Origin of the sequence: Bacillus sp. L_1B0_5 (assembly GCF_000836715.1) — a bacterium.
Lineage (GTDB): Bacteria > Bacillota > Bacilli > Bacillales > Bacillaceae_G > Bacillus_A > Bacillus_A thuringiensis_S.
Map to the genome: position 1 here is coordinate 1 of NZ_JXIS01000026.1, position 15,758 is coordinate 15,758.

A 15,758-nucleotide genomic window follows, 5' to 3' on the forward strand; every position below is an offset into this window, starting at 1 on the left:
TGGTTCAACTAATAATTAGTGGGGGATGCCTCCCCCACTAATTAAAGTTTCACTTTATATTGCCAAGCACTTCCCTTGATTATATGATGAAATTAAGCGTTTGGGAAGGAGGGATAACGTTGGCAAAAGTACAAATTAAAGTAAATGATAATGGCTCTTTTCGCGTTACAGGGGACGTGGAATTAGTCGACTCACAAGGGAATGTATTCCCAGCAAAACCGGCATTTTCTTTATGCCGTTGTGGCTTATCAAAAAATATGCCTTATTGCGACGCTTCGCATAAAGGTAAATTCGAGTCCGTTGTTAGAGCACCAGAGGCAGAATAATTTTACATGTGACATGCACATTTTTTTGTGCATGTTTTTTCTTTTTAGCAACTCCGTTATATCCCTTCTCCTTACAACATTTCTAATACTTTTATTTCCATTCCAGCCTGCATATATTTTCACACAATTCTTCACATTCGAATATTTTTTACTAGCCTTTTATTTTTTTTGTGCTATAATTTGAGCAAACAGCATCCTTCGGGGTCGGGTGAAATTCCCAACCGGCGGTGATGAAGTGAAAACTTCTAAGTCCGTGACCCGTTTTCAACTCGAAAACGGTGGATCTAGTGAAACTCTAGGGCCGACAGTATAGTCTGGATGGGAGAAGGATATGTTTCTAGTTTTTTATATAGTGAATACACTTTTATTTCAGTATGCATATTTTTAAAGATTCATTTTGATTCTTTATATATGTTTAATTTTCTATACTTATTTTTTATACTGAAATAAAAAGAGACAACTAGCGTTTAAAAATTCGATATTTTGCTAGGTTTTTTCCTTATGCAGAAATATCAATTATCGTTAGGTTTCTTTCCTATGCTTTCGTATTCAAACTATATTTCTAGAAATCACGTCTCCCAAACCCCAAGGATATTAAATCCTTGGGGTTTTTTGATTTTTTTAGGAGAGGTGAAGAAAATGACAGATCAAGAATATATGAGGATTGCCCTGCTGTTAGCAGAAGGAACATCAGGACAAACAAGTCCAAATCCTATGGTTGGTGCTGTTGTTGTAAAAGATGGAAACATCGTTGGTATGGGGGCTCATTTACGAGCTGGTGAAGAACACGCAGAAGTTCATGCCCTTCAAATGGCTGGTCAGAACGCCAAAGACGCTACCGTTTATGTAACACTGGAACCGTGTAGCCACTTTGGAAAAACACCACCTTGTTGTGAATTGCTCATCGAAAAAGGAGTTAAGCGTGTTGTAATTGCTACTCTCGATTGTAATCCGCTCGTTTCTGGTAATGGAAAAAGAAGATTAGAGGAAGCTAGAATTGAAGTAACTACCGGTGTTCTTGAAGCAGAAGCAGTTTTATTAAATCGCTACTTTTTTCACTACATGAAAACGAAACGCCCTTTTGTAACAATAAAAACAGCGATGAGCTTAGATGGAAAAACAGCAACTGTAACTGGTGAAAGTAAGTGGATTACAGGTGAAGAAGCACGTGCTGATGTTCACCAATATCGCCATACACATGATGCAATTCTTGTTGGAGTAAATACAGTTATAGCTGATAACCCACATTTAACAACAAGAATTCCAAATGGTGGGAAACACCCTATTCGCGTTGTTTTAGATACCCATTTACGAACACCACCATCTTCTCATGTCATAACAGATGGTTTAGCACCGACATGGATTATTGTCGGTAAGGATGTAAAGAAAGAGAAGATATCTTCTTATGAATCTAAAAATATAGCTATATTCCAAATGGAAACGAAGCATATAGAAATTGAGGACCTTCTTTCCTTTCTTGGAGAAAAACAAATTCTTTCTCTATTCGTTGAAGGTGGCCAATCGATTCATGCAAGTTTCTTAAAAACAAACAATTTTAATGAAATTGTAACCTATATAAGCCCGAAATTAATTGGTGGGAAAGATGCTCCTACTTTATTTGGAGGAAATGGTTTTTCAAAATTACAAGATGCGCTTTCCTTGAAAATTCAAGAGATGAAACAAATTGGTGATGATATAAAAATTGTTGCGAATGCCCGAAACGAGGTGACGGAATGTTTACAGGAATTGTAGACGAATTAGGAACGATAGCAAACATGCAACAAAGCGGAGAAGCGATGAAATTAACGATTCATGCAAAGAAAATTTTATCAGATATTCACTTAGGTGATAGTATCGCGGTGAACGGTATTTGCTTAACTGTAACAAGCTTTACAACTAATTCATTTACAGTTGATGCAATGCCTGAAACGATGCAGTCGACATCACTTCGCATGCTTAAACCCCACTCTAAAGTAAATTTAGAGCGAGCAATGGCTGCAAACGGACGATTCGGTGGACATTTCGTTTCAGGACATATTGATGGCATCGGAACGATTTTAAATAAAAAACAACATTACAATGCCGTCTATTACAAAATAGCAATTTCTGATGAACTGCTGCGCTATTGTTTGCATAAAGGATCCATTGCTGTTGATGGAACGAGTTTAACGATATTTGATATAGACGAATCTTCCATAACGATTTCACTCATCCCGCACACAGTAAGCGAATCTGTCATTGGAGAAAAAAATGCCGGAGATATCGTAAACATTGAGTGTGACATGATTGGTAAATATATCGAACGCTTTATTACTAAACCTACAAAACGAGTAGGTTCAATGACTGAAAGCTTTTTACAAGAAAATGGATTTCTATAAGGGGGAAGCACAATGTTTCATCGTATTGAAGAAGCTCTAGAAGATTTAAAACAAGGTAAAGTCGTTATCGTATGTGATGATGAAAACCGAGAAAATGAAGGCGATTTTATTGCTTTAGCAGAGTACATTACACCAGAAACAATTAATTTTATGATTACACATGGCCGTGGTCTCGTTTGTGTACCGATTACAGCAGGGTACGCAGAACGTCTACAATTAGAACCAATGGTATCTCATAATACAGATTCACATCATACTGCGTTTACAGTGAGCATTGACCATGTTTCTACAACAACAGGGATTAGCGCTCACGAACGTGCAACTACGATACAAGAATTGTTAAACCCCGCATCAAAAGGCGCTGATTTCAATCGACCTGGACATATCTTTCCATTAATTGCGAAAGAAGGCGGTGTCCTGCGTCGTGCAGGTCATACAGAAGCTGCTGTTGATTTAGCGAAGCTATGCGGTGCCGAACCAGCTGGAGTTATTTGCGAGATTATAAATGAGGACGGCACGATGGCACGTGTAACTGATTTAATAGAATGCGCAAAACAATTTGATATAAAAATGATTACAATAGAAGATTTAATTGCTTACCGCCGCCATCATGAAACACTTGTGACGAGAGAGGTGGAAATTACATTACCTACAGATTTCGGTACTTTCCACGCAATTGGCTATTCTAACTCATTAGATACGAAAGAACATATCGCACTTGTAAAAGGTGATATTTCAATAGGTGAACCGGTACTTGTGCGTGTTCATTCTGAATGCTTAACAGGAGATGTATTCGGTTCACATCGCTGCGATTGCGGACCACAACTCCATGCAGCACTTGCTCAAATTGAGCGTGAAGGAAAAGGTGTTCTTCTTTATATGAGACAAGAAGGAAGAGGCATTGGGCTTCTTAATAAGCTTCGTGCTTATAAATTACAAGAAGAAGGATTCGATACTGTAGAAGCAAATGAAGAACTCGGCTTCCCTGCTGATCTTCGTGATTACGGTATCGGTGCACAAATATTAAAAGATTTAGGTTTACAAAGTTTACGATTATTAACGAATAACCCAAGAAAAATTGCTGGCTTACAAGGTTACGATTTAGAAGTAGTCGAGCGTGTACCGTTGCAAATGCCAGCAAAAGAAGAGAATAAATCGTATTTACAAACGAAAGTAAACAAATTAGGACACTTACTAAACTTATAATTAAAGGAGAGATTTATTATGGTATTCGAAGGTCATTTAGTTGGTACAGGATTAAAAGTTGGAGTTGTTGTTGGACGTTTTAACGAATTTATTACAAGTAAGTTACTTGGCGGCGCTTTAGACGGATTAAAGCGTCACGGTGTAGAAGAAAATGATATTGATGTTGCTTGGGTTCCTGGTGCATTTGAAATTCCTTTAATCGCTAAAAAGATGGCTAGTAGCGGAAAGTATGATGCGGTTATTACATTAGGTACTGTAATCCGAGGTGCTACAACTCACTACGATTACGTTTGTAATGAAGTAGCAAAAGGTGTTGCGTCTTTATCACTACAAATGGACATCCCAGTTATTTTCGGCGTATTAACGACAGAAACAATTGAACAAGCGATTGAACGCGCAGGTACGAAAGCTGGTAATAAAGGATATGAATCAGCTGTTGCTGCAATTGAAATGGCTCACTTATCAAAACAATGGGCATAAAAAAAGAGGCTGCGGCCTCTTTTTATTTTTTCACCTTTTTTTGTACATCTTTTATTAATTCATTCATCGTTTTTCCTTCTGTTTTTATATGAAGAGCTTGTGCTGTTCTCCATACATTCTCTCTTTTTTTCGCTTCTTCTATAATAATAATTTCTTTTCTAACTTCCTTTAAATCTTTTCCTTCCGTTTTCAATCCAAAATGTTCAGCTTTCGTTCGAAAGTGTTGTTCGATTCTTTGTTGCATCTCTTTTTGTTCAGGATTTTCAGCAGCCTTAACTGGATCAGAACTTATTGCTTTTATTAAAATTAAACAAGTCATAATCGCTAATATGTATTTGTACATGTAAAATCCTCCAACCCAATATAAATTACATATTTACTATGTACAACTAAGGCTTGGAAAATTCGTCCACAAAAATTCTTTTTTTCGTTCAAAAACCAATAGTAACAGGCGTCCGCAACTATTTATTACATTTTATTTACAAAAAAAGCAAACCCTTTTACAAGTTTGCTTTTTCATCTATCTTATAATGCACACTCTTCAATCTCAAATCCTAAATCTGCAATCATACCCCAGTCTGCAGTCGGCTCTTGTCCAGCTGTCGTTAAGTAGTCCCCGACAAAAATAGAATTTGCTGCAAATAAACCGATTGGCTGTACAGAACGTAAATTGATTTCACGTCCTCCTGAAATACGAATTTCTTTTGTTGGATTTACAAAACGCATCATTGCCAGTACTTTTAAACATTCTACTGGCGTTAACTCTTTTTGCCCTTCAAGAGGTGTTCCCTTTACAGCAACAAGGAAATTACAAGGGATAGAATCTGCATCTATACGTTGTAATTCAAATGCAATTTCAGCACGCTCTTCAATTGTTTCTCCCATGCCAAAAATCGCTCCAGAGCATGGAGAAATGCCCGCTTGTTTCGCTTTTTGAACTGTATCAACACGATCATCATACGTATGAGTTGAACAAATACTATCGTAATTATTTTCATGTGTATTTAAGTTGTGGTTATAACGATGCACGCCCGCTTCCGCTAAACGTCCTGCTTGATCTTCATTTAAGAAACCTAAACAACAACAAATCTTCAAATCTGTCGTTTCACGAATTTCCTTAACTGCTCCAATTACGTGATTTACCTCTTTATCCGTCGGACGACGACCAGATGCTACAATACAATATGTACCTGCTTTACGGCGTATTGCTTCATGTGCCCCTTCTACAATCTTCTCCTGCGTTAACCATGCATATTTATCAATCGGCGCTTCTGAAATAATAGACTGTGAGCAATATCCACAATCTTCAGGACATAATCCAGATTTCGTATTAATAATCATATTCAATTTTACTTTCTTACCAAAGTGATGATGGCGAATAATGTAAGCTGCATTCATAATTTCTAAAACTTCTGTATCATCAGCTTCTAATATCGCTATTGCATCTTCTTTCGTAATCATCTTCTCTTCCACTACGTCGTATGCAAGTTTTTTCCAATCCCTTTTTGTTTGTACTTGTTTCATTTCATCTCTTCCCCTCTTTTGTTATATGCATAAATAAAGCATGATACGTTGCCATTATCCCTTCATTTCCCGTGAAGTCTCTTTCGTATATGCGCAGCATCGCACGAAAGAGTGAGGGACTTTGACAATATGATCCTTCATTGCTATTAGTCGCTCCTACTTTTCGAATAGAATGCAGAAACTCCTTAACTTCTGTAAAACTCTCTATGTAACATGTTTCAGAAACATGCACATCCCCTGTTTCTATCTTGCATATATGAAGCAACTGATCTTTTGAATAAAAACGTTGACCAATCGATGTTTCATTTTTTATATTTCTTTCTTCTTTCGCACGTTGGAACGAAGTATGCAATTCTTGAAATGTTTCATGTCCAAACGTTGAAAAGAGTAATATCCCATCTATAGACAAATGATGAAATAAATTTCTTAACACTTGTTGTAAATTATTTAACCATTGAAATGTAGCATTTGAAATAATGACATCATATGATTCTTCTAATCGTAATCGCTCAATATCTTCACAGTGAAACGTTACATTTTTTACATTTTGTCTAGTTTGCGCAATCGCAATCATACTTTCAGCAAAATCAACTGCTGTAATATGTGCTTTCGGAAATAACTTTGATAATTGCTCTGTTACATACCCCGTCCCGCACCCCAGTTCTAAAATACGTATCGATGCCGTTTCACTATATCGTTCCTTTAAGATTGAAAGTAATGAATGTGCCATCTTTTTTTGTACATTTGCATATCGATCGTAAGATACGGCTGCCCCATTAAACCGTTTTTGTAGTAACGTTTTGTTGATCATGTCGTATCCCCTCTACAAATTGAATTATCTCATTTACACAATATTCAAAATTCTTTACACATAACGCATGCCCTGCTTCACTTACTACTTTCAGCTCGCTACTGCTATTCTCCGTCATACTACGTGCCGCAGACAATGGGCATATTACATCCTGTTCTCCGTGAATAAGTAGTATAGGTACTTTAATTTCTTTTAGTTCTTCTCTCATATCTGTTTCTATTAAATAATCCAAACCTAGTTGTAAAGACTGAATAGAATCACCTTTAAAACGGTCTACAATGTCTTCAAAGTTTTTATTCTCTTTTAGCTCATCTTTCGTAAACATATTTTCATAAAACCGCTTGAGCGTATCTTCTTTCCTTCTCGCCAAATTCCTTTTCAGCCGCTCTACATGCAAAGCATTCCATCCGTTACTGTAATCGCTCGTATTTGTAAATTTAGCAGTACCACCAATTAATACGATGCCTTTTGCCTTAATCTTTTTATAAGCTTCAACTGCTGCTAACGCTCCTAGTGACCATCCAACTAAAATTACGTTGTCATTATGCGCTACATCTATAATTCGTTCCGCAAATTCACTTCGTTCGTTCACATTACGCCAATCTATGCATTGAACAGAATATCCTTTAAAATACGGAAGTACTAAATCCCAAATATTCTCTTCCATTCCCCATCCGGGGATAAAAATAATCTTTAGCTCTTTCATACGAAAATCTCCTCTTCTTTCGCAATGTGAATAATTCGGTCAATAGCCCATTTTAAATCAGCTATTGTATGTTGCGATGTAACTGCAAAGCGAATTCGAGAACTATGAACCGGCACAGTTGGCGGACGAATTGCAATGGCCGCAATCCCTGCCTCTTGCAACCTTTTACTAAACCGTAAAGCATGTTCATTTGAACCGACTACAATCGGTACAATATGAGTTGAGCTATTCCCAATATCAAAACCAGCATCCCTTAATTTAGTTCTGAAGTATTCTCCATTTGCTATAAGGTTCTCTCTTCTTTCGTTATCTTCTTTTACAATTTCAATTGCTTTTTGCACCGCTCCTAACGTACTTGGTGGTAAAGCTGTAGTAAAAATAAAGCTTCTCATCATATTTTGTAAATACTCTATATAAATTTCATCACCTGTCAAATACGCACCATAACACCCTAAAGCCTTGCTAAACGTCCCCATATGTATATCAATTTTTTGAGCAAGATTTTTTTCTATATGAGATAACCCAGCTCCGCCGATTCCATATATTCCACTCGCATGTGCTTCATCGACTATAATGATTGCCCCGTATTTCTCTTTCAGCTGTACTAAATCTCTCAAATACGCAGTATCACCATCCATACTAAAAATGGTATCAGTTACGATTAATTTCCGCTTTTCAGGTGACGCTGTTTTCAACAGCTTCTCTAAATGATCCAAATCATTATGACGATATCTTTTATGCTCTGCCCCGCTTAATATGATTCCATCAACAATACTTGCGTGATTTAACTTATCACTAAAAACAATATCGTGCCGAGAGGCTAAAGAAGATATGGCACCTATATTTGCCGTATACCCACTATTTACAATTAAAGCTCTTTCAGTACCTTTCCAGTCACATATGCTTTTCTCAACCTCTTCATATAATGGATGATTTCCTACAACAAGGCGGGAGGCAGTCGCTCCAGTTCCATATCTTTTTGTACAGGCAATAGCAGCTTCTTTTAACCTTTCATCTCCAGCTAACCCTAAATAATTATTTGACGCTAAATTTAACATCCTCTTTTTATCTCGAATAAGCCAAGTCTCTTCTGCCTGCTCTGTTACATATAAATTACGATACTGCCCTTGCTCATGTAATTGTTGTAATTTAGATTGAAGGTGCGCCCGCCACGTTTGATTCATTTTGGATAAACTCCTCTAATTTTGAAATCATAATATGTTCTTTTGCAGATTCTAATACTTCTTCTTTCGTAAACTCACCTTCAAAGAATGGTAATAATCCTAAAACTGGTACCCCGCTCAGCTCTTCAATCATCTCTTTATTTTCTTGCACTCTTTCCATTTCACATTCTTTGCAACCTGATAAAATGACACCCGCTACGGTTAAGCCATGCGCCTTTGCGTAAGCAATCGTTAACACTGTATGATTTACTGTTCCTAATGTAGGACGAGCTACTACAATAAGAGGCAACTGTAATTCTGTTGCAAAATCTATTACTAAAGCATCTTCTGTATATGGGACAGCAAGCCCACCTGCTCCTTCTACAAATAAGCTATTAAACTCTTTTAATAGTTCATTATAGTAATCAGTAATTTCTTTTAACTTTACTACTCTTCCAGCTCTTTTCATGGCAAGTCTCGGAGCAAGTGGTTCTTCAATAGAATAAGGGCAAATTTCATTTTCTTGTGTCGGTACACCTGATAGTACTTTTAACCTTGCCGCATCTCCCTCAGGGTTTGATGCAACATGCCCACTTTGTAACGGTTTATATACCCCTACGTTATATCCTAATTCTCTAAATACACCTGCTATAGCACCTGCAACTACTGTTTTTCCAACTTCAGTATCAGTTGCTGTTATGAAAAAACCACTCATTATTCTCCCTCCGTAACATCTGAGATTGCCTTGTATAAGATGCGTAACATATCATCAATCTCATCAATTGTAGAAGCAAGTGGCGGCATAAATACAATCGTGTTACCTAGCGGTCGTAAAATCATACCCAGCTCTCTTGAGCGTTTACATACTTGAACACCGACTCTTTCTGTCCAGTCAAACGCTTCTTTCGTTTCCTTATTCTTCACAAGCTCAATACCAACCATTAATCCGCACTGACGAATATCACCTACATGTTTATAGGCAAAGAGCTTTTCTAATTGCGCTGTCACATAATCCGTTTTACGTGCCACTTCTTCTATTAAATTTGTTTTTTCATATAGTTCTAGATTCGCGATTGCTACGGCACACCCTAACGGATTACCTGTGTAGCTATGTCCATGGAAAAATGTTTTTTGTTCTTCATATTCTCCTAAGAAGGCATTATATATTTCATCTGTCGTTACCGTAACTGCAATTGGTAAATATCCACCTGTTAAACCTTTCCCAGCAGTTAAAATGTCTGGCGTCACATTTTCATGTTCACACGCAAACATTTTCCCTGTACGCCCAAATCCAGTCGCTACCTCATCTGTAATAAATAATACATTGTACTTTGTACATAAATCGCGCAGTCCTTTTAAATATCCTTTTGGCATTGTAATCATTCCGCCAGCACCTTGCATTAATGGCTCTACAATGATGGCAGCTACTTCTTCATGCTTTTCTTTCAACAATTCTTCCATTTCTTCTAAATGGCTTTTTACAATTTCCTCCTTATTATTTCCGTAAGGAGAACGATATGTATATGGATACGGCATTTTAATCGCATCAAATAAGAGCGAACTATACACTTGGTGAAACAAGTCTATTGCTCCTACTGAAACAGCTCCAATTGTATCACCGTGATATGCTTCTTTTAATGTAACGAATCTTTGTTTCTTTGGTTTCCCTTTATGCTGCCAATATTGGAAAGCCATCTTAATTGCAATTTCAACAGCGGTAGAACCTGAATCAGAGTAGAATACCTTCTTCAATCCATCTGGTACAACCTCAATAATTTTTTCTGCTAATAAAATAGATGGAACGTTAGCAAGTCCTAACATAGTAGAATGAGCAATTTTATTTAATTGCTCACGAATTGCTTCATCTAATTCCGGTACTTGATGTCCGTGAACATTTAACCATATAGATGAAACACCATCCCAATACTCATTACCATTTACATCGTATAGTTTTCTTCCCTCTCCACGTTCAATAATGACAGGATCTTCTTCTAAATAATCTTTCATTTGTGTAAATGGGTGCCATACATAAGCTTTATTTTTCTCTGCTAATTCTTCATATGTATAAGATGATTTTTCAATCGTTTTACTGTTTATTGTCACAATTGCCACCCCTAATGTTAACTTGTTTATAAATATAGTTAACATTAAATCCGAATGACTGTCAATTATTTTAAAATCAAATAGTTCTTAAAAAAGAACAACTTATCATACGATAAGTTGTTCTACTTTCCATGCTGTATCTTTCCAATTTCTAAAATAATTTCTTCATCTTTTTTTCCCTCTGTATCAATTCCAAGTTGCTTAGCGTGCTCAATTAATAAATCATGACGCTTCTCAAACCTAGCGGTATTCACTTCTTTCGTAACCTCTTCTTTTGTTTTCCCCTCAGTAGAAACTCCTAGTTTCTCTGCTGCTTTTTCCATTGATTTCTTCTCTTCTATTTCTTTTACTTTCTTCACTTCTGACTGTTGTATTTGCTTTTGTTTCAACTGCTCTGATTCAGCCACAAAAGCTGTGTAAATTCCAGCACTTCCTCCAATAACTAATAAAGTGGTAAAAAGAATTATTTTTTTCTTCACTCTTTCCTCCCCCTTTCAAATTCATTATAACGTACATTTTTACAGCGTTAAAAACAATTCTCCTTTATTTCCCTAAAAAAATATTTAATATTTTTATTGACATGTAAGATGAAAATATGATAAAAATTTAACTAACATCATATGAATCGGCGTTGATAGGATTTAGTAGTATTTCGATTTCTGATTTCAGAGAGCTGGTGGTCGGTGCGAACCAGTACAGAGCGAATTATGAATTACCCCCTGGAGCTTCTTTTACGAAACGTAAGGAGTAGTGAAAGACGGTTATAGACCGTTATGTCTAAAGAGTGGTGGAACGAAACTGTTTCACAATTTAGGGTGGTACCGCGAATTTTTCGTCCCTGCATATATTGCAGGGGCGTTTTTATTTTATTAACGCATATCATACGACCCTTTATTTTGTGATACATTCATTTCACAAGCTAGGGTGGTACCGCGATTTCTTCGTCCCTGCATAATTATATGCAGGGGCGTTTTTTTATCCAATCATTTCCGTATCATATAGAAGGACTAACAATTACCGGTAATTTGTCACAAAATTCTAAATTTTAGAAGGAAATATACAATATTGGCGAATTTTATATAAAAAAGAGCTATTTTACATTACTTAGGAGGGGAAAACAATGGTTTCAAAAATTGAGTCTGTTCTTTTAACAACTTTTATCTTTTTCTGCATTGGCTTTAGTGTTATTCAATTAGAAGTTTCACCACACATCCCAATTTTATTTGGTATCGTTCTTTTATTAGCATTTGGATTCTTGAAGAGAATCTCTTGGTCTACTATGGAGAAAGGGATGATCAGTAGTATTTCAGCTGGTATTCCATCTATATTTATTTTCTTACTTGTAGGCGTATTAATTAGCGTTTGGATCGCAGCTGGAACTATTCCAACTTTAATGGTATACGGCTTCCAACTTGTATCTCCAAAAATTTTCGTTCCAACTGTTTTTGTTGTTTGTGCAATTGTTGGAACGAGTATCGGTAGTGCATTTACAACTGCTGCAACTGTAGGACTTGCCTTTATGGGAATGGGTACTGCCCTTGGATACGATCCAGCTCTTATTGCTGGTGCAATTATTTCTGGTGCATTCTTCGGAGATAAAATGTCTCCTTTATCTGATACAACAAACTTAGCGCCAGCTGTAACGGGTGTAGATTTATTTGAACATATTCGTAACATGCTTTGGACAACAGTTCCAGCTTTCATTATTGCTTTTATCGCATTTTTCATTTTAGGAAGCGGTACTGGTGGAGACGTTGACTTCACAAACTTTATTAGCACATTAGAGAAAAATGCAACAATTTCTATCGTTACACTGATTCCTATTTTATTACTGTTCCTATTCGCATTTAAAAAGGTACCCGCAGTTCCAACATTACTTGCAGGAATTGTGGTAGGAATTATTATTCTCTTTATTTTTAAACCTAGCACTTCTTTAGCTGATTTAATGAAAATTATGCAAGACGGTTACGTTTCTAAAACTGGTATCAAAGATATTGATAGCTTATTATCTCGCGGTGGCCTGCAAAGTATGATGATGTCGATTGCCCTTATTTTCCTAGCTCTTTGTATGGGAGGATTATTACAAGGAATGGGTATTATAGCGCAGCTGATGAATATTATCTCTAGCTTCGTAAAAAATAGCACACGCTTAATTATTTCTACTGCTTCAACTGCAATTGGTGTAAACTTCTTACTTGGTGAACAGTACTTATCAATTGTTTTAACAGGACAAGCATTTGCTAATAAATACGATGAAGTCGGTTTAGAACGTCGTAATTTATCACGAGTATTAGAAGATGCAGGTACAGTTATTAACCCGCTCGTACCATGGGGTGTAAGTGGCGTATTCTTAACAAACGTCCTTAGCGTTCCAACATTCGATTACCTTCCATACGCAATCTTCTGTTTAGCTTGTCCAGTCGTAACGATTATCGTCGGCTTTACTGGATTTGGCCTGTCATGGAAGAAAGAAAAAGCAGTACCAGTTTCATAATATAACAAAAAGGATTACCAAATCGGTAATCCTTTTTATATTTCTCGACTATCTATTCGCTTTCTTTCTTCTAAATAACAGAAGGAATCCCGCTCCAACAAACGCAAGACCAGCTCCAATTGTAGAAGCAATACTTGCACCTGTTTTTGGTAAATCATGTTCATCTTTTTCAGCTTCTTTATTTTCACTTACAGTTGTTGTTGTTTCTTTTGTATTTTGATCATCTGTTGTAGTTTGTCCAGATCCAGTATTGTTTCCATCTTGCTTTGGTTCATTACCATTATTACCTTCTTCTGTTGGTGGTGTTGGGTTTTCTCCATTACCTGTTGGCGGTGTCGTTGGATTTTCTCCACCACCTGTTGGCGGTGTCGTCGGATTTTCTCCATCACCTTTCGGCGGTGTCGTTGGATTTTCTCCATCACCTTTCGGCGGTGTCGTTGGATTTCCTTCACCAGTTTCTTTATCATCATTCTTCTTCGTTATATCAATTGCATATTTAGCAAATTCATTTTCAGATGGTCCAACATATGAAATCTTTCCATCTGCCTTTATATACTTTTGTGCATTTGGTGAAGAATCAAATGTTGTATTTAATTTATCTGCAACAATCGGTTTAAACGTCCAATTTTTATCTGCTTCCGGATTAATAACTGGTGTTTCTTGCATATACTTCACAATAATTTGACGTGTTTCATCTTGTGATTGGTATACAACTTCCCCTTTACTTACACCTGGGAACGTTTGGCTACTTCCACGATAGTTATTTGTAGCGACGATGAACTCTTGCTTGTCAGCTACTGGCTTACCTTCATATGTCATATTTACAATACGATTAGCATTTGCATTTACAACTTTTCCATCTTTATCGTATTTCGCCGGTTGTGTTACATCAATTTCGTATTTTAAGCCATCTAAAATATCAAAGTTATATGTAGGATAGCCTATATTTACTAACGGCTGTTCTTCTGTTTTCTTTGGATCAATTTTATTAAACTGACCTGCAGACATTTCAAGCCATTCTTTCACTTGTGCCCCATTTACTTTTACAGCATATAACGTATTTGGATATACATATAAATCTGCAACGTTTTTAATCGCTAACGTTCCAGCTGGAATATCAGTATAATATGTTGCACCGTTTCGGCCACCTGCTTTAAATGGTGCACCTGCAGATAAAACCGGAATATCTTTAATCTTTTCGTATTCTGGTTTTTTAAGTTCTTGTTCTACATACCATTTTTGCGCATTTGTCACAATTTGTACGGAAGGATCATCTTGTACTAATGAAAAATAACTATTAATTGGTGCTTTCGTTTCACCTACATGTGTATTTACATATTCGATTGTCTTTTCATGTTCATCTTTAATTTCATTAACTAATTTTTGATCAGATGCTACTAATGGATTACCTTTACTATCAGCAATCGGACGAAGTTGCGGCTTAGACTGATCTTTTTGCACTTCCCATTTTCCGTTTACCTTTTTCAATTGCATATCAATAATACCTAAGTTACTACCAAAAACACCCGGCATTACAACTGGAACACCATTAAATACATCCTTCACTTCAGTATGTGAATGTCCCATTAATACTGCATTTACGCCAGGAACTTCTGTTGCTAAATAAAACGCTGCATTTTCCATTCCTTCGTTGTATCCACTCTTATCAACACCGGAATGAGCTAGTGCAACGATAACATCTACATCGTTTTTCATTTTATCTACCATTATTTTAGCTGTTTTAACGATGTCTTTCGCCTTTACCTTTCCTTCTAAGTTCGCTTTATCCCAGTTCATAATTTGTGGTGGAACAAATCCCATTACACCAATTTTCACTATTTGTTTTTGGCCTGCTTCATCCACTACTTCTTTCTCTAAAATATGATATGGTTTAAAATAATTTTCATCGTTCTCTTCCTTATCATCATGGTCAACTTTATAGACATTCGAGTTAATAACCGGAATTTTTGTTTTACTAGTCACTTCCTTTAAATAATCTAAACCGTAGTTAAATTCATGATTCCCAAGAGAGATGACGTCATACTTCATTAAATTCATTACACGATATAATGGATGTGTATAACTAGGATCCACACGATTCTTCGGATCTTTTATTTTATTCGCTACGTAATCCCCAAGCGGCGTCCCTTGTAATGCATCCCCATCATCAAATAGGACAGAGTTTTTCACTTCTTCACGTGCTTTATTAACGAGTGTTGCAGTTTGCACAAGACCTACTTTATTATCTGTTTTCGTTTGATAATAATCGTAATTCATTAAGTTAACGTGAATATCCGATGTTTCTAGAATTCGTAACTTAACCGTACTCTCCCCAGTGTTCTCCTCTGCATGAGCTGTTGTTGGCATTACTTGCGGTGCTATAACACCAATCGCAAGAGTTGCTCCAGCTAGCATTTTTTTTGACTTTTTCACAAAAAATCCCCCTTATACAATTACCAGAAATAATGAAATGAATCCCTATCTGTCTCTAACCACATACCTTTTTTCTTCTATTAGAGACACAATTTTCATTTCACCCTGCGCTAACGAGTAGTCCCCTTAAACGC

The 15,758-nt window shown here is 36.5% G+C and carries 15 protein-coding genes, 1 riboswitch and 1 other annotated feature; of the genes, 6 read left to right on the top strand and 9 right to left on the bottom strand.

The features are described from left to right. Positions 1–119 precede the first annotated feature (119 nt). The 5 genes from RT27_RS09220 to ribH all read left to right on the top strand — a co-directional run bounded on the left by RT27_RS09220 (position 120) and on the right by ribH (position 4,390). A complete protein-coding gene (locus RT27_RS09220) occupies positions 120–326 on the top strand; it encodes a CDGSH iron-sulfur domain-containing protein (protein ID WP_001151582.1) in 207 nt (68 codons plus the stop codon). A 190-nt stretch (positions 327–516) separates the two neighbouring features. After that, positions 517–660, top strand: a riboswitch (FMN riboswitch). Positions 661–965: 305 nt separating this feature from the next. Then, the gene (ribD, locus tag RT27_RS09225; RefSeq protein ID WP_043935901.1) at positions 966–2,078 is read left to right on the top strand and encodes a bifunctional diaminohydroxyphosphoribosylaminopyrimidine deaminase/5-amino-6-(5-phosphoribosylamino)uracil reductase RibD; all 1,113 of its coding nucleotides are present in this window, start codon (positions 966–968) and stop codon (positions 2,076–2,078) included. After that, positions 2,060–2,704: a riboflavin synthase subunit alpha gene (ribE, locus tag RT27_RS09230; protein WP_029443259.1), complete on the top strand. Its 645-nt coding sequence runs from the start codon at positions 2,060–2,062 to the stop codon at positions 2,702–2,704. Before ribD ends, ribE begins: the two co-directional genes overlap by 19 nt. A 12-nt stretch (positions 2,705–2,716) precedes the next feature. Beyond that, positions 2,717–3,910: a bifunctional 3,4-dihydroxy-2-butanone 4-phosphate synthase/GTP cyclohydrolase II gene (ribBA, locus tag RT27_RS09235; protein WP_029443260.1), complete on the top strand. Its 1,194-nt coding sequence runs from the start codon at positions 2,717–2,719 to the stop codon at positions 3,908–3,910. An 18-nt stretch (positions 3,911–3,928) separates the two neighbouring features. Continuing rightward, complete coding sequence (gene ribH / locus RT27_RS09240) at positions 3,929–4,390, top strand: 6,7-dimethyl-8-ribityllumazine synthase (RefSeq protein WP_000230895.1); 462 nt, start codon at positions 3,929–3,931, stop codon at positions 4,388–4,390. 22 nt (positions 4,391–4,412) lie between these two features. On the opposite strand, the gene RT27_RS09245 is transcribed toward ribH, so the two are convergent. From RT27_RS09245 to RT27_RS09280, 8 genes are all read right to left on the bottom strand, one after another. Beyond that, positions 4,413–4,733 (bottom strand): hypothetical protein, encoded by a 321-nt coding sequence (locus RT27_RS09245; RefSeq protein WP_029443261.1) that lies wholly within the window; start codon positions 4,731–4,733, stop codon positions 4,413–4,415. A gap of 182 nt (positions 4,734–4,915) precedes the next feature. Next, positions 4,916–5,914, bottom strand: a complete 999-nt coding sequence (gene bioB, locus RT27_RS09250; RefSeq protein ID WP_000815858.1) for a biotin synthase — start codon at positions 5,912–5,914, stop codon at positions 4,916–4,918. A gap of 1 nt (position 5,915) precedes the next feature. Next, on the bottom strand, positions 5,916–6,725 hold the full coding sequence (bioC, locus tag RT27_RS09255; protein ID WP_029443262.1) for a malonyl-ACP O-methyltransferase BioC: 810 nt from the start codon (positions 6,723–6,725) through the stop codon (positions 5,916–5,918). Further along, positions 6,691–7,431, bottom strand: a complete 741-nt coding sequence (locus tag RT27_RS09260) for an alpha/beta hydrolase (RefSeq protein ID WP_029443263.1) — start codon at positions 7,429–7,431, stop codon at positions 6,691–6,693. Before RT27_RS09260 ends, bioC begins: the two co-directional genes overlap by 35 nt. Continuing rightward, positions 7,428–8,615, bottom strand: a complete 1,188-nt coding sequence (gene bioF, locus RT27_RS09265) for an 8-amino-7-oxononanoate synthase (protein ID WP_043935902.1) — start codon at positions 8,613–8,615, stop codon at positions 7,428–7,430. Before bioF ends, RT27_RS09260 begins: the two co-directional genes overlap by 4 nt. Next, entirely contained in the window at positions 8,581–9,309 is a 729-nt protein-coding gene (gene bioD, locus RT27_RS09270) for a dethiobiotin synthase (RefSeq protein ID WP_029443264.1), read from the bottom strand. Before bioD ends, bioF begins: the two co-directional genes overlap by 35 nt. Beyond that, entirely contained in the window at positions 9,309–10,742 is a 1,434-nt protein-coding gene (gene bioA, locus RT27_RS09275; RefSeq protein WP_043935903.1) for an adenosylmethionine--8-amino-7-oxononanoate transaminase, read from the bottom strand. The genes bioD and bioA overlap by 1 nt, the downstream gene beginning before the upstream one ends. 77 nt (positions 10,743–10,819) lie before the next feature. Beyond that, positions 10,820–11,176 (bottom strand): hypothetical protein, encoded by a 357-nt coding sequence (locus tag RT27_RS09280; RefSeq protein WP_043935904.1) that lies wholly within the window; start codon positions 11,174–11,176, stop codon positions 10,820–10,822. Positions 11,177–11,319: 143 nt separating this feature from the next. Then, positions 11,320–11,540 (top strand) — a binding site (T-box leader). Between the two features lie 277 nt (positions 11,541–11,817). Between RT27_RS09280 and nhaC the strand changes: the two genes are divergently transcribed. After that, on the top strand, positions 11,818–13,191 hold the full coding sequence (gene nhaC, locus RT27_RS09285) for a Na+/H+ antiporter NhaC (protein WP_000253746.1): 1,374 nt from the start codon (positions 11,818–11,820) through the stop codon (positions 13,189–13,191). Positions 13,192–13,239: 48 nt separating this feature from the next. On the opposite strand, the gene cpdB is transcribed toward nhaC, so the two are convergent. Continuing rightward, positions 13,240–15,624, bottom strand: a complete 2,385-nt coding sequence (gene cpdB, locus RT27_RS09290; protein ID WP_043935905.1) for a bifunctional 2',3'-cyclic-nucleotide 2'-phosphodiesterase/3'-nucleotidase — start codon at positions 15,622–15,624, stop codon at positions 13,240–13,242. Positions 15,625–15,758: the final 134 nt, after the last annotated feature.

Excerpts from the sequence above, each read along its gene's own strand:
- RT27_RS09260 (WP_029443263.1), bottom strand. The coding sequence starts at position 7,431 with ATGAAAGAGCTAAAGATTATTTTTATCCCCGGATGGGGAATGGAAGAG.
- ribH (WP_000230895.1), top strand. The coding sequence starts at position 3,929 with ATGGTATTCGAAGGTCATTTAGTTGGTACAGGATTAAAAGTTGGAGTT.
- bioC (WP_029443262.1), bottom strand. The coding sequence starts at position 6,725 with ATGATCAACAAAACGTTACTACAAAAACGGTTTAATGGGGCAGCCGTA.
- bioD (WP_029443264.1), bottom strand. The coding sequence starts at position 9,309 with ATGAGTGGTTTTTTCATAACAGCAACTGATACTGAAGTTGGAAAAACA.
- bioB (WP_000815858.1), bottom strand. The coding sequence starts at position 5,914 with ATGAAACAAGTACAAACAAAAAGGGATTGGAAAAAACTTGCATACGAC.
- RT27_RS09245 (WP_029443261.1), bottom strand. The coding sequence starts at position 4,733 with ATGTACAAATACATATTAGCGATTATGACTTGTTTAATTTTAATAAAA.
- ribE (WP_029443259.1), top strand. The coding sequence starts at position 2,060 with ATGTTTACAGGAATTGTAGACGAATTAGGAACGATAGCAAACATGCAA.
- bioF (WP_043935902.1), bottom strand. The coding sequence starts at position 8,615 with ATGAATCAAACGTGGCGGGCGCACCTTCAATCTAAATTACAACAATTA.
- ribBA (WP_029443260.1), top strand. The coding sequence starts at position 2,717 with ATGTTTCATCGTATTGAAGAAGCTCTAGAAGATTTAAAACAAGGTAAA.
- nhaC (WP_000253746.1), top strand. The coding sequence starts at position 11,818 with ATGGTTTCAAAAATTGAGTCTGTTCTTTTAACAACTTTTATCTTTTTC.
- bioA (WP_043935903.1), bottom strand. The coding sequence starts at position 10,742 with ATGTTAACTATATTTATAAACAAGTTAACATTAGGGGTGGCAATTGTG.
- ribD (WP_043935901.1), top strand. The coding sequence starts at position 966 with ATGACAGATCAAGAATATATGAGGATTGCCCTGCTGTTAGCAGAAGGA.